The sequence below is a fragment of the Streptomyces sp. NPDC054849 genome, from assembly GCF_053610945.1.
Genome location: NZ_JBSGZI010000016.1, coordinates 1 through 22,445 on the forward strand (window position 1 = coordinate 1; position 22,445 = coordinate 22,445).

25 protein-coding genes and 2 pseudogenes are annotated in these 22,445 nt (G+C 71.8%); 15 read left to right on the plus strand and 12 right to left on the minus strand.

What is annotated here, in order from left to right; translation table 11 throughout:
• Positions 1–121 precede the first annotated feature (121 nt).
• Positions 122–487 carry a DUF6221 family protein gene (locus ACWGIF_RS10005; RefSeq protein WP_453493788.1) on the minus strand — a complete coding sequence of 122 codons (366 nt, stop codon included), beginning with the start codon at positions 485–487 and terminating at the stop codon, positions 122–124.
• Between ACWGIF_RS10005 and ACWGIF_RS10010 the strand changes: the two genes are divergently transcribed.
• Entirely contained in the window at positions 401–598 is a 198-nt protein-coding gene (locus ACWGIF_RS10010) for a hypothetical protein (protein ID WP_453494052.1), read from the plus strand. The genes ACWGIF_RS10005 and ACWGIF_RS10010 overlap by 87 nt on opposite strands.
• Positions 599–664: 66 nt before the next feature.
• Here ACWGIF_RS10010 and ACWGIF_RS10015 read toward each other — a convergent pair whose 3' ends face one another.
• Together ACWGIF_RS10015 and ACWGIF_RS10020 are read right to left on the minus strand one after the other, a co-directional pair.
• Positions 665–1,129: an SCO4225 family membrane protein gene (locus tag ACWGIF_RS10015; RefSeq protein WP_453493791.1), complete on the minus strand. Its 465-nt coding sequence runs from the start codon at positions 1,127–1,129 to the stop codon at positions 665–667.
• Positions 1,130–1,310: 181 nt separating this feature from the next.
• The gene (locus ACWGIF_RS10020) at positions 1,311–1,748 is read right to left on the minus strand and encodes an NUDIX hydrolase (protein WP_453493794.1); all 438 of its coding nucleotides are present in this window, start codon (positions 1,746–1,748) and stop codon (positions 1,311–1,313) included.
• 75 nt (positions 1,749–1,823) lie between these two features.
• On the opposite strand from ACWGIF_RS10020, the gene ACWGIF_RS10025 reads away from it, so the two are divergent.
• The 4 genes from ACWGIF_RS10025 (at position 1,824) to ACWGIF_RS10040 (ending at position 4,033) form a co-directional block, all read left to right on the plus strand.
• A protein-coding gene (locus ACWGIF_RS10025; RefSeq protein WP_453493797.1) for an IS5 family transposase occupies positions 1,824–2,659 on the plus strand; the annotation gives its coding sequence in 2 pieces (ribosomal slippage) (positions 1,824–2,171 and positions 2,174–2,659; 834 coding nt in all).
• Positions 2,660–2,713: 54 nt separating this feature from the next.
• Positions 2,714–2,914 (plus strand): hypothetical protein, encoded by a 201-nt coding sequence (locus ACWGIF_RS10030; protein WP_453493800.1) that lies wholly within the window; start codon positions 2,714–2,716, stop codon positions 2,912–2,914.
• 526 nt (positions 2,915–3,440) lie between these two features.
• A complete protein-coding gene (locus tag ACWGIF_RS10035) occupies positions 3,441–3,722 on the plus strand; it encodes a hypothetical protein (RefSeq protein ID WP_453493803.1) in 282 nt (93 codons plus the stop codon).
• A gap of 26 nt (positions 3,723–3,748) precedes the next feature.
• On the plus strand, positions 3,749–4,033 hold the full coding sequence (locus tag ACWGIF_RS10040; RefSeq protein ID WP_453494031.1) for a DUF6233 domain-containing protein: 285 nt from the start codon (positions 3,749–3,751) through the stop codon (positions 4,031–4,033).
• Here the strand turns inward: ACWGIF_RS10040 and ACWGIF_RS10045 are convergent.
• Positions 4,006–4,230 carry a hypothetical protein gene (locus tag ACWGIF_RS10045; RefSeq protein ID WP_453493806.1) on the minus strand — a complete coding sequence of 75 codons (225 nt, stop codon included), beginning with the start codon at positions 4,228–4,230 and terminating at the stop codon, positions 4,006–4,008. The two genes, ACWGIF_RS10040 and ACWGIF_RS10045, sit on opposite strands and share 28 nt — an antisense overlap.
• 201 nt (positions 4,231–4,431) lie before the next feature.
• On the opposite strand from ACWGIF_RS10045, the gene ACWGIF_RS10050 reads away from it, so the two are divergent.
• Positions 4,432–5,445 carry a hypothetical protein gene (locus ACWGIF_RS10050; protein ID WP_453493809.1) on the plus strand — a complete coding sequence of 338 codons (1,014 nt, stop codon included), beginning with the start codon at positions 4,432–4,434 and terminating at the stop codon, positions 5,443–5,445.
• Positions 5,446–5,555: 110 nt separating this feature from the next.
• Here the strand turns inward: ACWGIF_RS10050 and ACWGIF_RS10055 are convergent, their stop codons facing one another.
• Together ACWGIF_RS10055 and ACWGIF_RS10060 are read right to left on the minus strand one after the other, a co-directional pair.
• Positions 5,556–5,729, minus strand: coding sequence for a hypothetical protein (locus ACWGIF_RS10055; RefSeq protein WP_453493812.1), 174 nt, complete (start codon positions 5,727–5,729; stop codon positions 5,556–5,558).
• 415 nt (positions 5,730–6,144) lie between these two features.
• Positions 6,145–6,582 (minus strand): hemopexin repeat-containing protein, encoded by a 438-nt coding sequence (locus ACWGIF_RS10060; protein WP_453493815.1) that lies wholly within the window; start codon positions 6,580–6,582, stop codon positions 6,145–6,147.
• A gap of 550 nt (positions 6,583–7,132) precedes the next feature.
• Here ACWGIF_RS10060 and ACWGIF_RS10065 point away from each other — a divergent pair.
• Positions 7,133–7,442 (plus strand): annotated as a pseudogene (locus ACWGIF_RS10065) (YnfA family protein); the annotation flags it as partial.
• A 48-nt stretch (positions 7,443–7,490) separates the two neighbouring features.
• Here the strand turns inward: ACWGIF_RS10065 and ACWGIF_RS10070 are convergent.
• Together ACWGIF_RS10070 and ACWGIF_RS10075 are read right to left on the minus strand one after the other, a co-directional pair.
• A pseudogene (locus tag ACWGIF_RS10070) lies at positions 7,491–7,829 on the minus strand (DnaB-like helicase C-terminal domain-containing protein); the annotation flags it as partial.
• A gap of 449 nt (positions 7,830–8,278) precedes the next feature.
• Positions 8,279–8,896, minus strand: coding sequence for a S8 family serine peptidase (locus tag ACWGIF_RS10075; protein WP_453493818.1), 618 nt, complete (start codon positions 8,894–8,896; stop codon positions 8,279–8,281).
• Here ACWGIF_RS10075 and ACWGIF_RS10080 point away from each other — a divergent pair.
• On the plus strand, positions 8,895–9,512 hold the full coding sequence (locus ACWGIF_RS10080; RefSeq protein ID WP_453493821.1) for a hypothetical protein: 618 nt from the start codon (positions 8,895–8,897) through the stop codon (positions 9,510–9,512). The genes ACWGIF_RS10075 and ACWGIF_RS10080 overlap by 2 nt on opposite strands.
• A 132-nt stretch (positions 9,513–9,644) precedes the next feature.
• Positions 9,645–10,034 carry a hypothetical protein gene (locus ACWGIF_RS10085; RefSeq protein WP_079403197.1) on the plus strand — a complete coding sequence of 130 codons (390 nt, stop codon included), beginning with the start codon at positions 9,645–9,647 and terminating at the stop codon, positions 10,032–10,034.
• A 112-nt stretch (positions 10,035–10,146) separates the two neighbouring features.
• Here the strand turns inward: ACWGIF_RS10085 and ACWGIF_RS10090 are convergent, their stop codons facing one another.
• Entirely contained in the window at positions 10,147–10,320 is a 174-nt protein-coding gene (locus ACWGIF_RS10090) for a hypothetical protein (protein WP_453493824.1), read from the minus strand.
• A gap of 359 nt (positions 10,321–10,679) precedes the next feature.
• On the opposite strand from ACWGIF_RS10090, the gene ACWGIF_RS10095 reads away from it, so the two are divergent.
• On the plus strand, positions 10,680–11,111 hold the full coding sequence (locus ACWGIF_RS10095; RefSeq protein WP_453493827.1) for a hypothetical protein: 432 nt from the start codon (positions 10,680–10,682) through the stop codon (positions 11,109–11,111).
• 269 nt (positions 11,112–11,380) lie between these two features.
• Complete coding sequence (locus tag ACWGIF_RS10100) at positions 11,381–11,518, plus strand: hypothetical protein (protein WP_453493829.1); 138 nt, start codon at positions 11,381–11,383, stop codon at positions 11,516–11,518.
• 61 nt (positions 11,519–11,579) lie between these two features.
• Here the strand turns inward: ACWGIF_RS10100 and ACWGIF_RS10105 are convergent, their stop codons facing one another.
• The 3 genes from ACWGIF_RS10105 to ACWGIF_RS10115 all read right to left on the minus strand — a co-directional run bounded on the left by ACWGIF_RS10105 (position 11,580) and on the right by ACWGIF_RS10115 (position 14,040).
• A complete protein-coding gene (locus ACWGIF_RS10105) occupies positions 11,580–12,182 on the minus strand; it encodes a TetR/AcrR family transcriptional regulator (protein WP_453493831.1) in 603 nt (200 codons plus the stop codon).
• Between the two features lie 219 nt (positions 12,183–12,401).
• The gene (locus tag ACWGIF_RS10110) at positions 12,402–13,364 is read right to left on the minus strand and encodes a trypsin-like serine peptidase (RefSeq protein ID WP_453493833.1); all 963 of its coding nucleotides are present in this window, start codon (positions 13,362–13,364) and stop codon (positions 12,402–12,404) included.
• A gap of 124 nt (positions 13,365–13,488) precedes the next feature.
• The gene (locus ACWGIF_RS10115; protein WP_453493836.1) at positions 13,489–14,040 is read right to left on the minus strand and encodes a hypothetical protein; all 552 of its coding nucleotides are present in this window, start codon (positions 14,038–14,040) and stop codon (positions 13,489–13,491) included.
• A 113-nt stretch (positions 14,041–14,153) separates the two neighbouring features.
• On the opposite strand from ACWGIF_RS10115, the gene ACWGIF_RS10120 reads away from it, so the two are divergent.
• From ACWGIF_RS10120 to ACWGIF_RS10135, 4 genes are read left to right on the plus strand one after another with little or no spacing between them, the layout of a single operon-like run.
• Positions 14,154–15,395, plus strand: coding sequence for a hypothetical protein (locus tag ACWGIF_RS10120; protein WP_453493839.1), 1,242 nt, complete (start codon positions 14,154–14,156; stop codon positions 15,393–15,395).
• Entirely contained in the window at positions 15,392–17,563 is a 2,172-nt protein-coding gene (locus tag ACWGIF_RS10125; RefSeq protein WP_453493842.1) for a VMAP-C domain-containing protein, read from the plus strand. The genes ACWGIF_RS10120 and ACWGIF_RS10125 overlap by 4 nt, the downstream gene beginning before the upstream one ends.
• Before the next feature lie 43 nt (positions 17,564–17,606).
• Complete coding sequence (locus ACWGIF_RS10130) at positions 17,607–18,794, plus strand: AAA family ATPase (protein WP_453493845.1); 1,188 nt, start codon at positions 17,607–17,609, stop codon at positions 18,792–18,794.
• Positions 18,791–22,441 (plus strand): SAV_2336 N-terminal domain-related protein, encoded by a 3,651-nt coding sequence (locus ACWGIF_RS10135; RefSeq protein WP_453493848.1) that lies wholly within the window; start codon positions 18,791–18,793, stop codon positions 22,439–22,441. The genes ACWGIF_RS10130 and ACWGIF_RS10135 overlap by 4 nt, the downstream gene beginning before the upstream one ends.
• Positions 22,442–22,445 lie beyond the last annotated feature (4 nt).

The following is a 22,445-nucleotide window of genomic DNA, read 5'->3' on the forward strand; positions in this document are numbered from 1 at the left end:
ACTCGGTCCGCACGCGGTCCACTTCGCGTGTATCCACACATTCAGAATGCCCGTCACGAGCATCCCGAACCGTCAGACCTAACGGAGTCCTACTAAGGGTTGTCCCGCAAATGATCTCTGCTCAGGAGCGTCGGGGGTGGTCAGGGTGATCGGCGTAGGGTGAGGCGAGGTCGAGCAAGTCGTCGCATGGCCAGGTCTCGCCGTCGTACTGGCAGTCATCGCGGTTGTCCCACGGGAGTTCCGGGTCCCCTATCGCTGGACTCAGCAGATGGCGGGCGAGCACGCGTCGCTTGGCTTCAACCTCCCGCAAAACGCGGGCCGGGTCGTGCAGCGCCACGTGTAGGGCGATCGTGGGATGGAACCCGGGGAGTTCTCCCTGGCAGAAGTCGACCGTGTGCCCGTGAGCGGTCCACTCCCCGCAGCCGTCACCGTCGCAGAGTCGGGCCAGGTCGGCCTCCTCATCCAGCCGTGCATGGAGGAACGTCACCAGGTCATCAATCATGGGGTCATCCTGGACGATGTGCCGGGCGCGGTCGCCGGCGTCCACCACGCCATGCTCGGCATCGCCCGCATGCACAACTTCGCCCTCGCCGGATAGGCAAGCGGCCCGCACCACGGCCAACCACGTCCGAGGCGACTTGGAAATCATTTACGGGACAACCCGTTAGACCTGCGCACTCCTGGCGTCGCGCCGCCGCGCCACGTAGCGGAGCAGGGCCCAGATCGCCAGGGCGTTGACCAGGGCGCTGACCAGAATCACGGCGCAGAAGCCGAGTCCAGCCCACATCGAGGGGTCGTCGGCCACGGAGGTGTCCGGTGCCCAGTCGCGGGGGAGCGGGTCCGACTCCGAGGGGTAGTCCGTGGGCAGCTTTACGGGCGGCTCGGAGCCCTCGTACTGGGGGTCAAAGGGCGCGTCCGAGTCCAGGGCGTCCGGCGCGGGGATGAGGAACGTCAGCAGCAAGAGGCTGACCGGCGCCGTGGCCAGGATCGGGAAGACCGCGAACATCCCGCTGTCTCCGTTCCACCGGCCTACCGCGACGTAGACCAGCATCGCGACCACCAGTGCCAGGTACGCGCCGGGCACCCACATCTCAGCCTTCGACCAGCGCCGCACCATGACGTTCCCCATCCCATTCCGCTTTCTTCGACCTGCACACAGTCTCGAAGCTGCCGAGGACCGCCACCTGAGTACGCCTACTCATCCTGGTCGACCCTGCGTACCTGGTCAGAGCCATGCACGGCTAGCACACCGGGGACACCGCGCACCGTATCCCCCCATGTCCGGCACACGGCACCGGAGGATTCCGCGACTAGACCACGCCCCCATCCCCGAGTGCGCCGGCACCGATGGCGCCCCGCAGTACGTGGACGATCTCCTCGGGCTTGAGGTCGATGCTGTCGAGCCCCTCCACGGTCAGCGGGATTTCCTCCAGCGCGTATTCGCCGCGACCCTCGGCGCTGAACTCGGGGCCGGTGCGGTCTTCGAAGGACCAGGTCGCGATGCGGGCGAGGTAGAAGAGCTGACGCTCCTTTTCGGATTCCATGGTGTGGAGGAGGCGGATGATGTCGGCTTTCCCCGCGATCTCCTCGTGGATCTCACGGTGGAGGGCGGCCTCCCGGGACTCATCGCTCTCCTCGACCCCGCCGCCGGGCAGCACCCAGTACTCGGGGACCTCCGGCTTGGTGCGGCGGATGACCAGCATCGTGTCGTCCGCGGTGACGAGGACGGCTCGGACTCGTTCGATCATTCGGTTTTGTCTCCTTGCTTGTTGACGTCTTAGAGGTCCTAACAGAAGCTGTTGATCATGTGACTTTCGGTTCGGATGGTCGTTGGTCTGACCGTGGGGAAACGTCAGTCGCGGCCATGGATCGTGTCGGATGAACTGTGGTCGCTCATCGAGCCGTTGCTGCCTGCGCCGGGGCCGAAGCAGGTGGAGGGGCGCCCTCGGGTGCCGGACCGGCAGGCCCTGTGCGGGATCCTGTTCGTGCTGCATACCGGGATCCAGTGGGAGTACCTGCCGCAGGAGCTGGGCTTCGGATCAGGCATGACCTGCTGGCGACGTCTAGCCGCATGGAACGAGGCCGGCGTGTGGGACCAACTGCACCTGGTGCTGCTGAAAAAGCTGCGGGTCGCGAAGAAGCTGGACTGGTCGCGGGCGGTGATCGACTCCTCCCACGTCCGGGCCGCTCGACGGGGCCCAAAAGCGGGCCCAGCCCGGTCGACCGAGCACGTCCGGGCAGCAAGCACCACCTCATCGTCGACGGCCAGGGCATCCCACTCGCCGTCTCGCTGACCGGCGGCAACCGCAACGACGTCACCCAGCTGATACCCCTGCTGCAGAAGATCCCATCGGTCGCCGGCCTGGTCGGACGGCCACGCAACCGACCCGACACCCTGCTCGGCGACCGCGGCTACGACCACGACAAATACCGCCGTCTCGTCTGGGCGCTGGGCATCAAACCGGTGATCGCCCGCCGTGGCGTCCCGCACGGTTCCGGCCTCGGCGTCCACCGGTGGGTCGTGGAACGGACCATCGCATGGCTCCACGGCTTCCGGCGACTACGGATCCGGTGGGAACGACGCGACGACATCCACGAGGCCTTCCTCGGCCTCGCCACCTGCCTCATCACCCACCGCCACGTCCAACGCCTTTGTTAGGACCCCTAAAACCGTATCGCCGCAGAGAAGGCAGGACACCTTCGACATCTCCGCGTGGAAGATCTACTCCGGCGGCACGGTGGCCGCTGTCTGCTGCTCCAGCTGGCGGCGCAGGAAGCGCAGCCGTTGCACGGGGCTGACCGCGTGCAACGCGACTTCCACTCCGTCCAGGACCTGCACACCAACTACGTGCTGCCCGCGCCGCTCCGCAACAAGATGGCCTACCTGCCCTTCCAGGTCGATAGCGCCCTGTAGGGAACACCCTCATGCTCATTGTCCAACGTCTTCTACTAGAGGGCACCAGCAACTTGCCACGAGACGCGAACTCCACCATCTCGCTCATTTGAGGCTGGTGACACGGTTCTTACCGGCACCCCGAGATCGAGGCCCGCCGAGCCCCCGACGTGACCGCCTGGTGCCGCCGGGCCGTAGCTGAGTAGATCGTCCCTGCCCCCGACCCGGACGCGGTCGACGACGAAGGCGCCGAAGACTGACCAGGGTCAGGGGCCAGGCCCGGCGCCACGGCTTGTCGCATGGGCTGGCGCAGAACGATGAATGAGCAGATGGCCCCGCTCTACTACGCCGCCGACGGGCATGCGCGCCGAACTCCAAGGCCGTGGCTCGTCACCGACCGACGCCGAGCAGGCCGCACTGACCTGGCTGTGCGCCGCGCGATGGCGCTCAACCAGTCCCAGCCCTCACCGCTGGCATTCTCCTGCGAACCAGCCCGTCCGGCTCAGCCGCTCGGCATGATGCCTCCAACACTCCACCGGGGGGACCCATGCGCACCCGCACCATTACCGCCCTGCTTGCCGCCACCGTCCTGCTCGCCGGCTGCAGCGGCGAACCCAGCTACGGCGAATCCGTCGAGCAGTGCGTTAAGGCGGTCAAGGCCCGGCCCGAAGGCGACAGGGCGAAGCCAAAGCCGTGCGAGCCGCTGAAGGAGGACGACTACACGCTCGTCGTCATGAACAAGGCGATGGACGACCTGGGCTGGACGGATAAGGACGGCCGGTTCGACAAGGAGGAGTTCGAGCGGGACGCCCTCGACGGCAAGCCATAGCCGGACACGACGGAGCCGCCGCAGTGGTGGATCGCGTACGGCATCGGCGTACGCCGCACCCGGAACGGGTCCACACCGGCGACTGCCGACTGGGCAGCCGCGGCCGCCCCGCGCCCGCGCAGAGCGTCCGGGAGATCCTGCTGACGGTCCCCGACGTGGTGGCGTGCCCGCTGTGCTCCGGCGCGACAGCGAACTGGGCCTGTTCGACACCTGACGCAGGCACGCCCCCAACGGGGCGGCGATCGAAGACCGGGCTGTGCGAGGGGACCGCTCGTCGCGGGGTTCATCGGCGTGCGCGCCAGGTGCCGTAGAGGGCGGCGACGGCGCTGATGACGCCGGCGAATCCGGCTTCGCCGACGGTGAGGTAGATGCCGGCGCAGGTGGCGAGGAGCGCGACCAGGACCACGGCGTCGGGGATGCGGTGCGACCCGGTTGCCGGATCCGGTTCTCGGGTGGCCGGGGGCTGGGCGGGGTCGGGTGTCTGCGGGGTGGTGCCGGTGTCGGTCATGACTCCAGGAGAGCGCCTCTGCCGCCGGGTTCCCAGTGATCCGTACGGGCCCGCCCGGACCCGGACGACCCTCCGTTTCGGCCGGCCGGGTTTCGGGCTGGTTCCGGACGGGGCAGGGCGTTCGCAACCGTTCGGCGCAATCCGCATACGTACGGCCTCACCACCCTCTGGCGTGGCTTTTGCGTACAGACAGGGGGGTTGATGGCAGCCGAAGAACCCGGGGTCGAGCCGCAGGACCGCGAAGCGATCGAGGCGTACGAACGCGCGCCGGCCGCCTTCACCGAGAAGCTGAACCTCCTCCACATATCCGGCGGCTCTCCCGCCTACGCGACCGTCGCCTCCGCCTCGGTGCGGCCGCGCCTGACCACCACCGGCCTGAACGAGATGCTCTCCGGCAAGCGCCTGCCCTCCCTCGACTCGCTCCTCGAGTTCGTCCGGGTCGTCACCACCCCCAGCGGCCTGGACAAGCCGGCCGCCGAGAAGTTCCGGGCCGACTGCGCGCTCGTGACGGAGTGGCGCGGGTGTTGGCAGGACGTCAAGCTGCTCCACCGCCGGGCCCAACCGGCCAACAAGCGCCTGCGGGCCACGGTCCGGCAGATCCACGACGACGCCGTCCGCGAAGCCGAGGCCCTGCGCACGGCCGCACACGCGGAAGCCGAACGGATCCGTACCAACGCGCACACCGACGCCGACGGCATCCGCGCGCAAGCCCGACGCGACGCCGACGACGTCCTCGACCAAGCCCGCGAGGCGACGACCGCTACGACGCCGGACAGGCCCAAGCCGCAACGCTTCGCAAGCGGGGTCTTCCGTATGGGCTTGCCCTCGGTCATGGGCAGGGGGGCCACGCCACGCCCCGGGTTACGTCCTGCGGCCGCGGTGCTGGCGGTGGCCGCGCTCGCGGTGGCCACGGTCCTGGTGGGGGACTCCCTCACCGGTACTCCTGGGGACTGCCGGGACGGCGGGACCCAGCCCGCCGACCAGCTCGCCCCCGCCCCGGCGTCGAAGGGCCACGGAGACGTCCGGCCGGCAGCGTTTGCCGTCGAACCTGCTATCTGGATCAGCTTTCCCCCCGGTTACAAGGTTCCGTTCAGCTTCCCGTCGGGCACGAGCTCGCCGACGCCGGACCCGTCCCCCACGCCGAGCCCGTCGGCAACACCGTCCCCGACCCCCTCGCCGAGCAAGTCGGGCGGCTGCACGAGCAGCAATACGTAACGGGTCCTCGGGACGCTCGAGCCGATGCGCAGCCCGAGGAGATCCGCCATGCGGCCGGGGAGATGCGCTTTCGTATCGGCTCCCGGCTGGCCATGTCCCCGTAGGGGCGTCTACTTGGCGTCGGAGGGAACGGTCTCGTAGGTGACGGTGGCGTCGGGGCAGTCCTCGGCCAGTCCGAGAAGAGCCTCGCGTTCGCGGTCGTCGGCGGCCAGCTCCAGCGGAGCTTGGTCTCGACCCAGCCGGTGACGTACGCGCAGTGGTAGGTGGCGGTCGGGGGCAGCCATTCGGCCGGGGGGTCCTTGTCGGCCTTGGCCCGGTTGGACTTCGTGGTGACCGCGATCAGCGAGGTGGGGGTGGCCTGGTCGTTGGCGTAGGCCTCGCGGCGCTTCGCCGTCCACGCCGACGCCCCAGCTGGCGGGGAGCGTCATTCGAGGTGTGCGGTATGCGTGCCGGATGGTCGCCATCTTCCCCGTGGTGGCTCTTTGAGCCGTCGAGGGCAACTCCGTCCTCTTGCTGGCAAAGGCGTAGAAATCGTGGAGGAGCCCGCATGACCGGTGGCGGAGGTTCAGGAAAAATTTATCGCGCCGAGGAAACCGCCACGGCCCGGCTGGCGGCGACGGTCGGTAGGTCGTCGTCGTTGTCGAGGGAGGGGAGCCTTGGTGGAGGCTCCCCTCACACGCGGGTAGTCGGGAACCGCGCTTAGGGGAGGCCGGGCCAGTTGCCGGCGATCGGCTTCGGGTAGCCCTCGTCGACCTTGTCGGCCGCGATGTCATACCGCATGTACTCGGAGCCGCGGAAGAAGAACGCCTTGCCGTTGTTCCACACCACGGAGGCGTCGATGTGGTCCGGGAACAGTCCCTTCCAGTTGCCGCTGATCGGCTTCGGGTAGCCCTCGTCGACCTTGTCGGCCGCGATGTCGTAGCGGACGTACTCGGAGCCGCGGAAGAAGTACGCCTTGCCGTTGTTCCACACCACGCCTGCGTCGACGCGGGATGTGAACAGCCCCGGCCAGTTGCCGGCGATCGGCTTCGGGTAGCCGGGGTCTACCTTGTCCTTGGTGACGTCGTAGCGGTAGTAGTTTCCGCCGTCGAACAGGTACGCCTTATCTTTGTTCCAGAGCACTGGTGCGGTGACCATTTGCCGAACACCTCCTGAGTGTCGCGGTCGCGTTTCGGGCTTGCGCCGACAACTTTCCACACCCGTCGAGCATGAGCAGGGGCCGCCCGGAGCGTGATCGTTCCTGCAATGGACATGACCACCCGCGCGGCCCAGTAGTCTGCCCGGATCGCCACGCTGTAGCACGTTCTTGATCACGCAGTGGGTTGTAGCGGTACCCATGCGGCCAGGGACAGGTGACGTGCACCGTGGAACTGCAAAGCCGGTCTCGGAGCTGCTGTCCAGCACTTTTTGTTACTCGCAAGTACCTGACGAGTGTGGGGGCCGAGTACCCCAGCTCCCCGGCGAGCGGAGCAAGAGCGCTGATCGCGCACTGGCCGGATTCCTCGACAATCTCAGCGCAGACACCGCTGAGATCGAACCGGGCAGTGAGCTGGTTAACCTGGTGGTACGGCCAGCGCCGCCGCCCCTGCTCCTGCACGCCGAAGACCGCAGAGGACGGGTGCAGCTGCAAGGAGTCCGCCGACCTGCTGAAGATCACGAGCGGGGACCGCCGGTAAGGTCGGCCGCTATGACCGTCGCTCGTTCCGTTGCCCTGTTCGTCGTCGCCGCCCTCTTCGAGATCGGCGGCGCCTGGCTGGTCTGGCAGAGCATCCGCGAGCACAAGGGCTGCATCTGGATCGGCGTCGGCGTCATCGCCCTCGGCCTCTACGGCGTGGTGCGACCTGGCCGCACGACGACAACTCGGCCGCATCCTCGCCGCGTACGGCGGGATCTTCGTCGCAGGGTCGATCGCCTGGGGCATGGTTGCCGACGGCTACCGCCCCGACCGCTACGACGTCATCGGCGCCCTGGTCTGCCTCGCCGGCATGGCCGTGATCAAGGTAGTCCACGATCAGCAGGTCGAGGCCGCCCTTGCTCTGCTTCATCCGGCGGGCCCGCGATCGGATCTCGGTCAGCGACAGGTTTGGGGAGTCGTCCACGATCAGCGGGGCCGCGTCGATGGCGGGCGTGCGTCGGGCCAGCCGGTTCAGGTCGTCCTCGGTGACCGTGCCCGCGCAGATGTGGTGCAGGGCGACGCGGGCCTCGGCGCTGTAGAGCCGCTGCATGATCTCGGAGCGGAGCAGTAGACGGCGTCCGAACGCCGATCCACGCCAGCCACCCAGGGCGTACCGCACTCGGGACATGTGACCTGACCCGCCTCGTTCAACTCCGCCATCACCCGGCGCCGCAAGCGACGGGCCCGCCGCCATGACCTGGCACGGCATGACGTCGAGCAGAACACGGCGTCCGGCCGCGCGGCCGGCCTCAACCGGTCACCGCAGCCTCCGCACACCCGCCCTCCGGGCCGCCCGGAACCCTCGGACACCACTACAGGCTACGACCCCGAACACCTCGAAATCAGGGAGATGGATCAGGCACTTAACGCCCTGAGCCTACGAACGACCGGCAGGTGGCGATCTACGGACGCACCGTCTCGCCGTATGCCGATCCCAAGTTCGACGCCGAGACGCTCGGGCCCGGCAGATACGGAGGGCCCCGCCCGATCTGATGATCGGGCGGGGCCTCGCTCGTTCTTCCCTGGTGTCAGGAGGTGAAGTAGCCGTTCAGGTCGGCGATCACGTCGGCGGATCCGGAGTTGTTGCAGAACGTGACCCGGCCGTCCACGACGGGGACTCGCGGGCGTCGGCGACGGCCTGGGGATCTGGGTGAAGGATCAACTGCGGCGGCGCTTGACGATCAGCGTGCCGGCGAGGCCGAGGCCCGCGGCGACGACGGCGCCGAGTGCCAGCCACTGCCAGGGCAGGCCCGCTTCCGCAGCCGCAGCCGCAGCCGCAGCTTCCGCTGGCGCAGCAGCAGCAGCAGCTGTCTGGCTGGGGGCGGGGACGGGGGTGTTCGTGGGGGCCGGGGCCAGGGGGTCGACGTCAGGTGCCCCCGGGTTGCCTGCCTTCTCCAGCAGCACCATGCGCGGGCGGGCCGTCCCGTAGCCGATCCAGTCGTTGCGCTTGGAGCCGTCGACGGGGCCGCCGGCGGTCTCGATGAGGACGCGGGCGACTTGATTTGCGCTCCAGTCGGGGTGAGCCGACCATACGAGCGCGGCGGAGGCGGAGGCCAGGGCAGTCGCGTACGAGGTGCCTCCATCCTTCACACACCAGGCGGTGTTCTCCTTGCAGCGGATCGGGGCCCTGCTGCCGTATGCGGACAGGTCCGTGGTGTGCCCGTGGGAGGTCAGCTTCAGTGGCTCGCCGGTCATGTCGATGGCTCCTATGCCGAGGACTCCCGGAACCTGGGTGATCAAGTTGATCGCGTTGTTGCCCTCCCCCTCATTTCCCATGGCAGCGACGACGAGTACCCCCTTGCTCTGGGCGTACGAGGAGGGCGGACAAGGCGATGGGCAGAACCCGAACTTCTACACCGTCCCTGCCCGTCAGTGGGCGGCCGCCAAGACGATCACGCTCCCCAAGAACTTCTTCCTCAAGGGCTGGATCCAGGTGCTCAATCCCTCCGAGATCGCCACCTGGCTCGTCCTGAGAATGATGAGCCAATGGGCGCCCCAGAAGCACCGCACCTCCGGCGTCTTCCTCACCACGCGCCCCCGCACGGAGCTCTTCGGCCTGCGCGACGATGCCTGGGAGGACGGCTGCCAGCGCGTGCTGGAGTTCGGCCTCATCCGCCACGCCGAGCCTCCGGAGGCCGATGGCGCGGCCGAAGGGCTGCTGAAGATCCTTTTCTCCCAGCCGACGCGCGTCCGCCAGCGCTACGAACCGCGCTTCTGGCAGATGACCGACGCGGGGCTCGCCAGAGATGCCGCGCAGAAGCTCGACCGAGAACTCATTCTTCGGCAACAGAGGCTCGACACTGCCGCTGACTCACCTTCTCAGACCCGGACCGCCATATCTGAGCGCTACCACCACGGGTTGCGCCACGTCCAGGACCAGCTCACCACCTAGCCCCACCGCCCGGTGTGCCAGCGCCTTCACCTGGACAGTGGTAGTAGCCGGCCCGGCTCCCGCCTCGGATACCGTGTTCCTCTACGGGGTGCCATAACGGATGTGACGCCCCCCACCGGAGGTAGTCAGCGTATGAGTTCAAAGCGCAGCAAGAATCCAGCCCTGCCCGTACTTGACGACGCATTCCGACTCGCGTCGGTCAAGGACGCCGAAGAGTCCACCCGTGACTTGGCCGCGCGGCTGGCCACCACCGAGCTGCGCCGCGTTTCCCACCCGGGCCGGGTCACCTGGGAGCCCACCGATCAGGCCGAGCCCGTACCGGTCCCGCCGACTGTGGTCGACGGTGACGGGGACCTGTGGCTGCGGGACCGGGGCACTGGCACCTGGACCATGCCGGAGTTCAACCCGAAGGAGTTCCCGGCCCGCTGTGGCGAGGTTCTGACGTGGAACCAGCTTGCCCGCGAGTTCGGCCCGCTTACCGCACTGGCCGACGACCGCCGCATCGGCGGCGGCCGGCGCTGACCGCGCAGCCTTCTGGGATGACCGCGCCCCTGAAGCGCCCGTTACGGGTAGCTGGGAGCTTTAGCTCACCGCCGAGCTCGACGATGGCGGCGAGCAGGTGAGTGTGGGTCGGTCACGATGTCTCCATGTTGCAGCCGGATACGTCGTCGCTGTCCGTGGGGTCGGGGTGGAAGAAGTGGGTGTAGCGGAGTCCGGTATCCGGAGTGATGTTGAACACCGCGCATAGGTGCTGCGGGTCAGCGCCGGTGACGGCGGCCTCTTCGAGGATTCGGTCCTCGCGAAGCATCGAGCCCGGTCCGGGCGCTGTTCTGCCGCTGGCAGAACAGCGCGCGTGTCCCTCTGAAATGCTCGGACGCGGTCGCGCTGGAGGCCCGCAAGGTCGCCCAGGCGGAGGACGAGCCGGCCGGACACGCTTCCCCGGCCGGAGCGGCGACGGTGACGTTCCTGCACGAGTGGCGGCTCGCACACCTTCCCCCCGGCACCAGGCCCCTGCCCTCGGTCACGCACTACGACCAGTTGCTCCGACGCCGTCGCGCCAGCGGCGGTGAACAACGCGAGGGAGACACCGCCGGACCCCGCCGCCGACACCAGGGCATACGGGTGACACCGGAGGCAGTGTTGAACGCGTTCAATACCTCTGACAGTATGGCTTCCGGTGAACCTGCCGGAGCAGCGGAGTCGGATCCGCCTGCCCTCGCGACGGTTCGCCACGAGACCGGACTGCAGCACGCCGAGCAGGGCGTTGTCCTCCCGCCGCGGCCCACCCCGGCTACGCCTCCAGCAAACCTGCACGCCGGAGCGTCGACGCTGGAGGGCCCCACCCTCGACTCGCGCGTGGCGGCGTTCGGCAACGCGTTCATCGCCCAGCCCACCTCCTCGGGTGCGCTGCCCACCCTGTACGCGGCCACCGCGCCCGGGGTCCGGCCGGACGCGTTCATCGGCCCGCGGTTCGGCTGGCGCGGAAGGCCGGTGCGGTCCTGGCGGGCGAAGTGGACCCTCGACGAGGCGGCCGGCGAACTGCTCTGGGCCGCCTCCGAGAAGCTCACGGGACTCTCGTACGCCTCCCTGCCGCGCTGATCCGCAGGCGCGGATGCGGGTCGGCACCGCGGCGGCGGGCGGCGGGGAGACACCGGTTTGGGAACCGCTCCAGGACCCCTCCAGAACCCTCTCCGCAACCCTCTCCGCGAAAAGGCCCTGGCGGTGGCGTCGGTGTGACACTCGTGGGCGGCCGATGCCCTGGGCCGTACGCGGGCGCCCCCGGTATGAACCCGTCCGCCCCCGGGTCGCCTCCGGGCGCCCCGGCTCGGGCCTGACCGCGAGCGCCCCTCCGCTGGAGACTCGGCGGCATGAGCGACGACGATATGGACAACCACCCAGAGGCCGCTGCTCCGGCGGCGGACGCCCTGTGCGACGAGATCCGCGACCCGGTGCCGCGGTACGTCCCGACGGCCCCCGCGTCCCCGCCCCGCCGCAGCCCTCCATAGCTCTGGACCCCGCGGGGTCCGGGGCGGTGAGGTCAGGGCGGCAGCGTCGGGGGGCGGCGGGTCAGGCCGGGTCGGGGCGCAGGGAGCGCCAGATGTGGTCGGGGAGGTAGCGGGCCGCCTCGGTGAGGTCGATCTCGTAGGTGCTGGACAGCCAGCGGCGGGCGGCCTCGGCGAGGGGGCCCATGACCAGGACCTCGACGACGGGGGCCGGGAGGGGGGCGATCTCGCCGCGCTCCATGCGCACTGCCAGCCAATCCATGATGGCCGCGAACTTCTCCGCCTTGGCCGCGCCGATCTCCTCGGCGTGGGCCGCCAGGTAGCCGGAATAGGCGGAGGCGTGCAGGAACAGTGCCACGTCGCGGTGGTCCTGAGTGAACGTCAAGTACGCGCTCACCCACGAGCGCACCCCGGTACGGGCGGTACGGCACCGGGTGAGGGCGGCGACCATGTCGTCGCACAGCATGTCCATGCAGCGGATGTAGAGCGCGGCGGCCAGACCGTCGAAGCTGCCGAAGTGGTGGTAGAGGCTGCCGAGGCTGACCCCGCTCGCCGAGACGACCGCGTTCACCGTGAAGCCCTGCTGGCCGGACTGGGCGAACACGCGCAGCGCGGTGGTCAGGAGGAGGTCGACGGTGGCCTCGCCGCGTTGTTGCTTAGGAGACATCCTGCGGGTCCCGTCGGGGTGCGTCGTGATGGGTCCGGGCGGCGGTCGCCCGCGATCTGCGCGACCGAGCCTAGCAACGCCGTGAGCCCCAAGGACCTTTTGGACATGTCCTCCACGACGCCCATGGGTGAAGGGGGAGGGGAGGAAACGAGGAAGGGGGAACGGGAAAGAGGGAACGGGGGAAGGGGGAACGGGGAAGAGGGAACGGGGGAAGGGCGCTCAGGACGTGGTGGAGCGCTCGTACAGGGCCCGGACGTCATCACCGAAGTAGCTGCTGTACGAGGTCTCCTCGTCGCCGCCCCCGTCGCGGCCCCCGATCACCCCGATCAGGGTGCGGCCGTCGGTCAGCACCGGACCGCCGCTGGTGCCGTTGGGCACGTCCGCGCAGTCCAGCCGCAGCTGGGTCGGGCCGGCGGCAACGGCGGTGTTGCGGCACTCCAGCGGCTGCTCCGAGCCGTTCGGGTAGCCCACGAGCCGGGCGGGCGCGGGCAGGTCGGTGCCGAAGGCGATCCTTTCGGCCCCGGTGACGTCCTCCAGCCTCTGGCCCGGGTAGCCGGGCCGGCGCAGCCGGATGAAGGCGATGTCGTGGTCGGGGTCCTGGTCCTCGGTCCAGCGCGGATCCACGTCGATGCGGGTGGGTACCCAGATGCCGTACGGGGCCACGCCGTCCCGGTAGCCGGGGGCGAAGGCGAGGTTGGTGCGGAAACCGCCGCTGTGCACGCAGTGGGCGGCGGTGGCGATGAGGTCGCCGCCGGGGGAGTGGACCACGACGCCCGAGCAGTGGTGGTCGGAGTCGCCGTCGGTGCCGGGGGAGAAGAGCGCGCCGATCGCGGGCTCGGCGGGGGCGGGCCGGGCCTCCAGCGGGTCGGAGGGCTGCCACCCGGCGGACCGCCAGTCCGTCCGGTCACCGCCGTCGGCGAAGGCCTTGCCGTCCGTCGGCGGCTCCGGAACCTCCTGGACGATCCCGTCCAGCACGGCGGACGCCGTCCGGTCGGCACGCTCGGGATCCTGCTGGTAGACGCCCGTCGCCGGATCCCCGTCCGCACGGTTGGCGGCGATGCCGCGCAGCTCCCAGACGACGTAGCCGAGGCCGGCGAGCAGCAGGATGCAGAGGAGGCCCACGAGCACGGATCCCCGTACGGCGGTCCGGCACCGCTCGCGCCCCTGCACCTTGCCGACCATGTGCTACTCCCGCCCCGCAGACGCGTTCCGACGCCTCGTTCGATGGGGGAGTGGCGGCTCGGGTTCCGAGATCGGGACGTGTCCGTTCTCACAGCCGGCCGTCCTCAGCCGTGGCCGGCCGGCCTCAGCCGTTCCGGCGTCGTCCCAGCAGCCGGGCCTGTTCCCGTTTCAGTCCGGCGAAGCCCTCCCGTGCGTATGCGGCGATCTCCTCGCTGGGGAACGCCACCACCGAGAGGTGCTGGTCGTAACTGCCCTGCTCCCAGCGGGCGGTCGTGATCTCGTAGCCCGACACATGGGCGCACAACTGGAGCAGGATCGGCGGCATCTCCGGCTCGCTCAGCAGGTCGGCGTGCCCCAGTACGAGATCGCGCATGGCCCGGATGTTCGGGAGGAACACGGTCCGCACCCACAGCCGCCACTCGGCGAGCTCCTCGTCCGAAGGGGGTGTCTCGTGCACGAAGGGGGAACGTCCGTCGGGGCGGGCGTTGTGCTCCAGGAACGCCGCGAAGATGCGGCTGTTGGCCTCGGTGAGGGCGAACAGCGGTCCGTAGAACGCACCGAGCTGCCGGTTCACCCGAGCGAGGCGTTCCTGTCGCTGCGCCTGGCGCAGGCCGTTGAGGTATGTGGCCGCGTAGCCGGCGAACGCCAGCCCGACGGTGACGATTATGGTGCTCATGTGGGCGATGCTAGGTCGCCTCCGCCCCGAACTCGCCCTTCTGTACCCTCTGTTGCCCGCGCGGCGCTATCGTGCCGGGGCGGGGGCGACTGCGCGAGGGGGGCGGGGCGGCGATGCGATTTCTCTTTGTCCACGGTACGGGGGTGCGGCGCGAGCGGCACGACAGGCTGTTCGCACTGGTCCGGGAGCGGCTGACGGCCCGGTTCCCCGACGCGGCCGTCGACTCCTGCTACTGGGGCGACCGGTTCGGGGCGACCCTCGGTGCCGGCGGGCGTTCCGTGCCGGGACTGCGGCCACGGCCGGAGGCCGAGCCCGACCCCGTGGACGCGGAGACCGCCGAGTGGGCGCTGCTCCTCGCCGACCCGCTGTGCGAGCTGCGCGTGCTGGCCGAGGCCGGCTGGGAGGGCGAGGACGCGCAGGACGACGGCTTCGCGATGCCCGGCGTCCAGCCGGCCGGGGCCCGGGTCCTCGCAATGCTGGCCTCCTTACCGGCGGCGCCGCCGCCGACCGGGGACGAGCTCGGCGCCCTGCTGCACGGCACCGGTCTCGCCGTGCACTTCGAGGCCGCCCTGGAATCCACCGCCCGCTCCGCCGAGGCGGCCCGGGCCGGGGAGCGCGCCGCCGGGGAGCCGCAGGCCCGGGAGGTGGCCACCGCCCTGGCCCGGGCCGTGACCGCCGCCGCGCTCGCCTCCGCCGGAGCCGACGCCGACTGCACCGGCGCCGAACGCGACCGCCTCGTCGAACTGCTCACCACCCGCCTCGGCGGCGACGCCCGGGTGCCCGGCGCCCGCGCGGCCGCCGTCCTGGGCCGGCTCGCCCTGCGCGTCACCACGCAGCCGCTGCTCAACGCATGGCGCGGCTCGCTCACCGTCGGCGCCACTCCCGCACTCGGCGACATCCTGCGCTACCAGGCCCGCGGCCATGAGCTGAGGGAGTTCCTGCACGCCCGGATCGCCGCCGAACCCGGCCCGACCGTCCTCATCGGCCACAGCCTCGGCGGGATCGCCCTGGTGGACCTCCTCGCCCTCGCCGCCGCCCGCGGTGAAGCCGTCCCCGGGGCGCACCTGCTGGTCACCGTCGGCTCCCAGGCCCCGTTCCTCTACGAGCTCGGCGCGCTGACCGCGCTCGAACCGGGCGCGAAGCTCCCGTACGGCTTCCCGCGCTGGCTCAACGTCTACGACCGGCAGGACGTGCTCGCCTACCTCGCCGGGCCCGTCTTCCCCGGCGACCCGCGCGTCACCGACCACGAGGTCGGCAGCCGGCAGCCGTTCCCGGCCTGCCACAGCGCGTACTGGAAACAGGACTCCCTCTACGAGCGGATCGAACAGGCGGTGACCGAGGCGGAGATCGGGTGACTTCCGCCGACTTCCTGCCTCCGGGCCTCGGGCCGCAGCGCACCTTCGCGCTCGTCGCCGGGGTCGAGCGCTACGACATCAGCCACCGCTGGAACCTGCGCGGCCCGGCCCGTGACGCACTGCGCTTCGCCCGGTGGCTGACCGGGCCGGCGCAGGTGCCGCCCGGCAACGTCCGGCTGCTGCTGTCCCCGCTCGACGAACCGGACGCCCTCGACTGGTCGGACTCCCCGGCCATGGCCGCCCTGCGCACGGCGTACCGGCCGGCGACCGAGGAGTACGTGAAATCGGCGCTGCTCGACGAACTGCCGCAGTGCGACGGCGACCTGCTGTGGATCTTCTGGGCCGGACACGGCTACCTGGGCCCCCGACAGGAGCTGATGCTGCCCTGCGCCGACGCCCGCCCCAGCCAGATCCGTCACCTCAACCTCGACTCGGCGCTGCGCTGGTGGCGGACCGACCTGGTCAAACAGCGCCGCTTTCCGCTGCAGGCCGCACTCGTGGACTCCTGCCGGGTCGACGCACCCCGCGACACCCGATGGAACTTCGGCACCAACGACTACGGCGGCGGGACTTCGGTGCCCGGCCGGCGGCAGTTCCGGCTCTACGCCTCCCGCGAGGGCGAGGCGGCGCAGAACGACGCCGAGCGCGGCGCCGGCCGGTTCACCGAGGCCCTGATCGGCGAACTCGGCGCCCGCTCCGTACGGGAGAGCGTCAGCGGGCTGCCCGGCGCCGCCCGCAGCATCCACCGCACCTTCCAGGAACTGCGTGAGCGCGGCGAGGGCTGGCAGCTGCCGCAGTTCCTCGTGGACCGGGACTGGGACGCCTGCTCCTTCCTCGACGACGACCTGTCCGGGGCCGCACTGCCCAGAGCGGGGCGGCTGGACCAGCAGGCCTGGGACGGGCTCGGCGAGCTCTTCGAAGGCCGAGAGCTGCCCGTGTGCGCCTACGAGGCCTACGCATGGGCGTTCAAGGCGGCCGGCTGTACGGCCCCGGTGGGCGCCGGCCTGCCGGGGGACGGCCTCCTGGAGGTGGTCCAGGACCTGGACGAGCGCCAGGGCGGGCGCGGCGGGATGCCGCTGGCCGTGCCCTTCGTACGGTTCCTCGCGGACCGGACCGCGACGACGGGCGACACGCAGTGGGCGGCCCGGCTGCGGGACTGGGTGCGCGCCACCCGCGAGCGCCTCGGCCTGTCCGTGCTGCCCCCGCCCCCGGCCCCGCCGCGCACGACCGTCGTGCACGTCCGGCTGGAGACCCCGCCGGGCGGCGGCCCCGGGTTCCTTGCCCGGATGTGGCTGCGGGGCGAACGGGCCGAGCACATATGGGAGTCGCAGGGCAAGCCGGTGCGGCTGGACGCCGTACGCGAGGAGCTCGTACGGCAGCTCGCCCTCGTCGGCGGGGCGCCGGCCGGCGACACCGGGGCCGGCGACACCGGGGCCGGCGGCTCCGGGGCGGGCGGAGTCCGGCGGGCGTACGTGGCGGTGGACCGCATCGAGTTCCACGTGCCGTACGAGCTGCTGGACGCCGACTTCGACCAGTGGCCGGTGCCCCGCGGCCCGGCCGGCCGCCGCCGCGCCCTCGGCCTGCTCTACCAGGTGGTGGTGCGCTGCCCGCAAGAGCGGGCGGACACCCGGGCCGAGTGGCACGCCAGCTGGCGCTGGCTGTGCGCCCAGGGCGGCTGGCATCCCGACGCCGTCCGGGTGGTGGAGGACGCGGAGGTGACGGACGCGCTCGGGATGGAACTGGCCGCCGGGCCGGCGCCCGCCTGCGTCCTGGCGCAGACCACGGCCGCCCGGCACGCCGGGCTGCTGGAAGCCGTACTCGAAGGCGGCGTACCGGTGGCGGTGTGGCGCCGCGGGGGCGGCGCCCCGGCGCCCGCGCTCCTCGACCTGCTCGCACCGGCGGGAACCGTACGACCGGACGGACGGGCAGGATCCGCCGGACTGCAGACAGCCGCCGGACGGGACGCAGCCGCCGGACCGGACGGCCGCCCCGACCCAGGCGCACTCGACGTACTCACCCTGCCCGCGCGCATGAGGGAGGTGCGCCGGGCGGCCGCCGGAGCGGCCGCAGGAGCCGCGCGCGCCCATCAACCGCCATCAGGGGGAGACCAGTTGGTGCTGTTGTGGGACGATCCCGACGACGTGCCGGGCCTCCGGTCCCTGGCATGACCCCCGACCCCCGACCCCCGACCACTGACGGACGGCGACACCGATGATGGAGGCAGAGGCAGTGGTGAAGGACTGGTGGCTGTACCACGGGACCGGTGAGGGCGCGGACCGGCGCGCCCGCCTGGAGGCCGGATCCCCGCCGCCCTGGCGGGACTTCACCGGCGACCCCGACCCGGCGTACACGGCGCCGGGGTGCGAGGGCCCGGCCTGGGAGCGCACCCGGCGGCGCGGCGAGGGCTACGTACCCGACGAGCCGGAGAAGGACGTGGTCAACACGGCGCTGTACCTGCGCAGGCCGCTGCTCGTCACCGGGAAGCCGGGCGTCGGCAAGTCCACGCTCGCGCACAGCATCGCCTCGGACCTGGGACTGGGACCGGTACTGCACTGGCCGATCACCAGCCGGACCGTACTGCGGGACGGGCTGTACCTGTACGACGCCATCGGCCGCCTCCAGGAGGCCGGGCTGGAGCAGCTGCGCCTGCCGGGAGCGCTGCCCGCGACGCTCGCCGCCGGGAGCGCAGGGGCGGCCGTACCGCCACCGGACTCCGCCGCGGCTCCCGCCTCCTCCGCCTGCGTCTCCTCGGTCTCCGTTTCCGTCTCCTCCGGTCCCGCCCTACCCGCTTCCGCCTCCCCGGCCGCCCCGTCGATCTCCCGCTACCTGCGGCTCGGACCGCTCGGCACCGCCCTGCTGCCGCAGGACCGCCCCCGCGTCCTGCTCGTCGACGAGATCGACAAGAGCGACATCGACCTCCCCGGCGACCTCCTCACCGTCTTCGAGGACGGAGGTTTCCTCATCCCCGAGCTCGCGCGCCTCGCCCAGGAGGACCCCACCGTCGCCATCGGCACCGACGACGATCCCGACGCCGCCGTCCGGATCGCCCAAGGCCGCGTCCAGTGCCGGTACTTCCCCATCGTCGTCCTCACCAGCAACGGCGAACGCGACTTCCCGCCCGCCTTCCTGCGCCGCTGCGTCCGCCTCCACCTGGAGCCGCCCGGACCGGAGAAGCTCGCGCGCATCGTGCGCCGCCGCCTCGGCGTCGACATCGAGGCCGGCGAGGAGTACCAGGAACTCGTCCAGACCTTCCTCGACCGCGCCGAGGACGGGGACCTGGCCACGGACCAGCTCCTCAACGCCATCCAGCTGCGCCTCGCCGGTGCCTGGTCGGCCCCCGGGGACCGCGACCGCTTCCTCGCCACCGTCATGCAGCACCTCACCGGGCCCACGGTGTGATCGAGAGGCTGCTCGCCGCCTTCGCGGACGGCGCCGACGACAGCGGCCCGCGCCCCGGCGTCGGAGCGGAGGAGATCGCCGACATCCTGTGGCTGGCGGCCCGGATGGACGCGGGCCGCGAGGCCCGCCCGCCCGGGGCGCCCGCCGCCGAACCGCCGGCCGAGCAGCCGCCTGCCCCGCCGCCCGCCTCGTCCGAGGCCGACCCCGGACCGGGACCCGGCCGCCCGGACGGGGACGAGCCGGCCGTCCAGCTCTTCGCGGCCACCCCGCCCGGCTCCGCCGGGAAACCGGCCGAGGCCGCCGCGGGACGCCGGGGATCCCCGCTGCGGCTGCCCCGGGCCGCCTCCCTCGACGATCCGCTCGCCCTGATGCGCTCCCTGCGCCCCGTCGGCAGGCGCTCCATCGGCGGCCCCGGTGACGAACTCGACGAGCAGCTCACCGTGGAACGCAGCATCGAACGGATGGTGCCGACCCCCGTCCTGCGCCCTGCCGAGAGCCGTTGGCTGGATCTGGCGTTGGTCGTCGACACGCACCACTCCATGCTGCTCTGGTCGGACCACGTGGACGAACTGCGCCGCGTGCTGACCCGCAGCGGCGTCTTTCGCGACGTGCGCACCTGGCAGCTGACCGGCACCGGATCCGGCGCCACCCCGATGCTCACCCGCGGCCGCGGCGGCCCGCCCCGCAACCCGCTCGAACTGGCCGACCCGGCCGGCCGCCGGCTGATCCTCGTCCTCTCCGACACCGTGGCGGACGGCTGGCGGGAGGCCCCGGTGCAGGGCGTGCTCAGGCAGTGGTGCGCCCACAACGCCGTGGCCGTACTCAACGTCCTGCCCGAACGGCTCTGGACGCGCGGCGCCGTCCGGCCCGTGCCCTTCGCCGTCCGCGCGGACCGGCCGGCCGCCGCCACCCGCTCCTGGCAGCAGGTCCCGGCCGTCCGCCGGGCCCGCGCCGGGCCCGCGCCGGGCGCCGCCGTCGTCCCCGTGGTCGGCGTCGCCTCGAGAAGCCTGGCGCGGCTGGTGCGCGTGGTCTCCGGCGACGGCCGCTGGCGGCGCCTGGCCTGCCTGCGCCTGGACGCGAAGGCCGGGGCCGTCAGCGCCCCGGACGATCCCGCCCCGGCCGGCGGCCGCAGCGCGCTGGAGGTGGTGGAACACTTCCGTGCGAGCGCCTCCCCGACGGCCCAGCAGCTCGCCGCGCACCTGGCCGCCGTACCGCTGACCCTGCCGGTCATGACCCTGGTCCGGCGCTCCCTGATGCGGGACTCGGAGCACGGCCACCTCGCGGAGGTCGCCCTCGGCGGGCTCTTCGCGCCCTGGGGAGCCGACCAGGACGCCGAGAGGGTGGAGTTCGAGTTTCTGCCCGGTGTACGGGAGGCCCTGCTCGGCTCGCAGCTGCGCGGGGACGTGGCCGCCGTACGGGAGCTGGTCCGCCGCCGGGTCTGGGAGTTCATGTCCCGCAACCGGGGCACCGGCCCGGACTTCTCCGCGGTCCGGGTCTCCGCGGGCCGGGTGGGCCCAGCGGGCCGGACGGGCCGGACGGGCCGCCGCCCGGTGGCCGAGGAGGCGCTGCCGTTCGCGGTGTCGCAGCCTCCGCAGGACCCGGGCCTGCGAGAGCGGGTCGTACGGGTCCGCTACGACGCCATGCCGGAGCCCCAGGAGGTCGGCACCCTGCTGACGCCCCGCCTCGTCCTCACGGTCGGGGACACCGCGCTCGCCCCCAGCACGGTCGCCTGGGTGCGGGCCGGCGACCGGGAGGTCTCCTGCCGCGCGGTGTGGTGGGACGACGCGCTGCCCCGGGTTTTCCTGCTGCTGGCCGACGAGGACCTGGCGGATCCGGCCGCGTGGCCCCAGCCGCTGGCCTGGGCGGAGGACGACGCCGGGCGGGTGCGGGTGCGCGTCGACGGCCGTACGGACCGGGGGGAGGCGGTCGCGCTGACGGGCGAGGTGGTCCCGTACGACGGCGCCCGCAACGGGGAGCTCGTCCGGCTCTCCGCCGAGCCCGAGCCCTGGACGCACTTCCGCGGCGGCCCGGTCTCCCACGACGGCGAGCTGCTCGGCGTCGTCCACGGGGTCTGGCCGGACCGCATGGTGTTCCTGTCGGGCCGGGCCCTCGGGGAACAGCCGGGTTTCCGCCAGGTGATGGCGACGCACGCGCGGGCCCGCCCCGAGGGGGTGTCCGGGGCCGGGGATCCGGGCACCCCGGTGAGCCTGGTGGTCGGCCTTCGGAGCAGTGGGCTTCCGCTCGTGCCCGAGAGCATGGACGGGGACCTGATGCCGTACGTGGCGGGTCTCTCGATGAGCGTGGTCCTGCGGGAGGTCATGCGTGAGGCCGGGGCGGCCGGGCAGGTGAGCGAGATCTCCTCCGGGGAGCTCCAGCTCGTCGTGGTGGACGCGCCGGGCGCCATCGGCGCGGTCGGCCGGATCCTGGCCGAACTGACCAGGAGGGCCCAGGACATCACCGCCTCGCAGGCGCCGTGGATCACGGGCGTCACCGTGGCGGTGGGCGCCGGGGAGGAGGCCCTCGCGGACGACGGCTTCCGCGGGGTGGCGGTGTCCGCCCGGCACCTGTGGCAGGGCGAGGCCGTGCCCGGCCCCCTGCTCGTCGTACTGTCGGACCCCCTGCACCGGCAGCTCGGCGAGCAGCTGGGGCCGGGCGCGCTGCGCACGTTCACGCCGCTCGACTTTGGACGGGAGAACTGGCTGTACACCGGCGACCCCGCCGAACTGGCCGTGGCGCTGACGGAGACCGATGAACTCCGTGGCGCGGGCCTGGGGTGGCCCGCCTGTGGTCTCGGCGCCTCGGAGGCCGACCCGGTGGGATGCCTCGGGATCCGGATCGCCGGACACGGCCGGTGCCTGGCCCATCTGGCACGCGAGGAGCAGCGGGCCTACCTCGGGACGCTCGGGCCGGGGTCACCGGTGGACCTGCGGGGGACGACCTTCGAGCACGGCCTGCTCCAGGAGGTCCTGGAGGCGGTCCGCGATCCGGGTTCGCGGCGGGTGGTGCTGGGCCCGGCCGACTTCGACCGCGCGGTGTTCGTGGACGACTGGAACACGGTGGACGCCCACTTCTCGGCCCGTGCCTCCTTCTCCCGCGCCGTGTTCGTGGGCCGGGCGACGTTCGTCGCGACCACCGTCGCCGGGCGTGCCTCCTTCGGCGGCGCGGTGTTCCAGGACGTCGCGGTCTTCGACCGGAGCCGCTTCCACCGGGCGACCACGTTCCGCCGTACGGTCTTCCGCAGCTCGGCGGAGTTCACGGAGACGGTCTTCGTCGACGGGGTCTCCTTCGGACGGGCCGTGCTGGAGGCCTCGGTGGACCTGGACGGGGTGCGGGTGACCGGGACGACGGACTTCTCCCGCACCCTCTTCAGCGGCCCGGCCGGGCTGAGCGGCGCCGTCTTCACGGGACCTGCCTCCTTCACGTCCGCGACGTGGGAACGCGGACTGGTCGCCGGCGGCGCCGTGTTCGAGGGACCGGCCGACTTCGCGCACGCCGCCTTCCGGGGCCGGGTCCGGTTCGAAGGCGTGCGCTTCGGCGCCCACGAGGACGCCGTGACCCCCTTCACCGACCGGCCGGAGGCCTGGGCCGTGCACCGGCGCCGGGACGGCACGTGGGACATCCGGCCGACCGGCACCGGCGCGGGGTGACCAC

What these genes read in the sequence shown, in the direction of transcription:
- ACWGIF_RS10055 (WP_453493812.1), bottom strand. Translation starts at nt 5,729, where the DNA reads ATGGCTGCCCCCGACCGCCACCTACCACTGCGCGTACGTCACCGGCTG.
- ACWGIF_RS10035 (WP_453493803.1), top strand. Translation starts at nt 3,441, where the DNA reads ATGCGCACCCGCACCATTACCGCCCTGCTTGCCGCCACCGTCCTGCTC.
- ACWGIF_RS10085 (WP_079403197.1), top strand. Translation starts at nt 9,645, where the DNA reads ATGAGTTCAAAGCGCAGCAAGAATCCAGCCCTGCCCGTACTTGACGAC.
- ACWGIF_RS10095 (WP_453493827.1), top strand. Translation starts at nt 10,680, where the DNA reads ATGGCTTCCGGTGAACCTGCCGGAGCAGCGGAGTCGGATCCGCCTGCC.
- ACWGIF_RS10115 (WP_453493836.1), bottom strand. Translation starts at nt 14,040, where the DNA reads ATGAGCACCATAATCGTCACCGTCGGGCTGGCGTTCGCCGGCTACGCG.
- ACWGIF_RS10075 (WP_453493818.1), bottom strand. Translation starts at nt 8,896, where the DNA reads ATGGGAAATGAGGGGGAGGGCAACAACGCGATCAACTTGATCACCCAG.
- ACWGIF_RS10050 (WP_453493809.1), top strand. Translation starts at nt 4,432, where the DNA reads ATGGCAGCCGAAGAACCCGGGGTCGAGCCGCAGGACCGCGAAGCGATC.
- ACWGIF_RS10110 (WP_453493833.1), bottom strand. Translation starts at nt 13,364, where the DNA reads ATGGTCGGCAAGGTGCAGGGGCGCGAGCGGTGCCGGACCGCCGTACGG.
- ACWGIF_RS10045 (WP_453493806.1), bottom strand. Translation starts at nt 4,230, where the DNA reads ATGACCGACACCGGCACCACCCCGCAGACACCCGACCCCGCCCAGCCC.
- ACWGIF_RS10090 (WP_453493824.1), bottom strand. Translation starts at nt 10,320, where the DNA reads ATGCTTCGCGAGGACCGAATCCTCGAAGAGGCCGCCGTCACCGGCGCT.
- ACWGIF_RS10080 (WP_453493821.1), top strand. Translation starts at nt 8,895, where the DNA reads ATGGCAGCGACGACGAGTACCCCCTTGCTCTGGGCGTACGAGGAGGGC.
- ACWGIF_RS10120 (WP_453493839.1), top strand. Translation starts at nt 14,154, where the DNA reads ATGCGATTTCTCTTTGTCCACGGTACGGGGGTGCGGCGCGAGCGGCAC.
- ACWGIF_RS10100 (WP_453493829.1), top strand. Translation starts at nt 11,381, where the DNA reads ATGAGCGACGACGATATGGACAACCACCCAGAGGCCGCTGCTCCGGCG.
- ACWGIF_RS10015 (WP_453493791.1), bottom strand. Translation starts at nt 1,129, where the DNA reads ATGGGGAACGTCATGGTGCGGCGCTGGTCGAAGGCTGAGATGTGGGTG.
- ACWGIF_RS10130 (WP_453493845.1), top strand. Translation starts at nt 17,607, where the DNA reads ATGATGGAGGCAGAGGCAGTGGTGAAGGACTGGTGGCTGTACCACGGG.
- ACWGIF_RS10020 (WP_453493794.1), bottom strand. Translation starts at nt 1,748, where the DNA reads ATGATCGAACGAGTCCGAGCCGTCCTCGTCACCGCGGACGACACGATG.
- ACWGIF_RS10105 (WP_453493831.1), bottom strand. Translation starts at nt 12,182, where the DNA reads ATGTCTCCTAAGCAACAACGCGGCGAGGCCACCGTCGACCTCCTCCTG.
- ACWGIF_RS10060 (WP_453493815.1), bottom strand. Translation starts at nt 6,582, where the DNA reads ATGGTCACCGCACCAGTGCTCTGGAACAAAGATAAGGCGTACCTGTTC.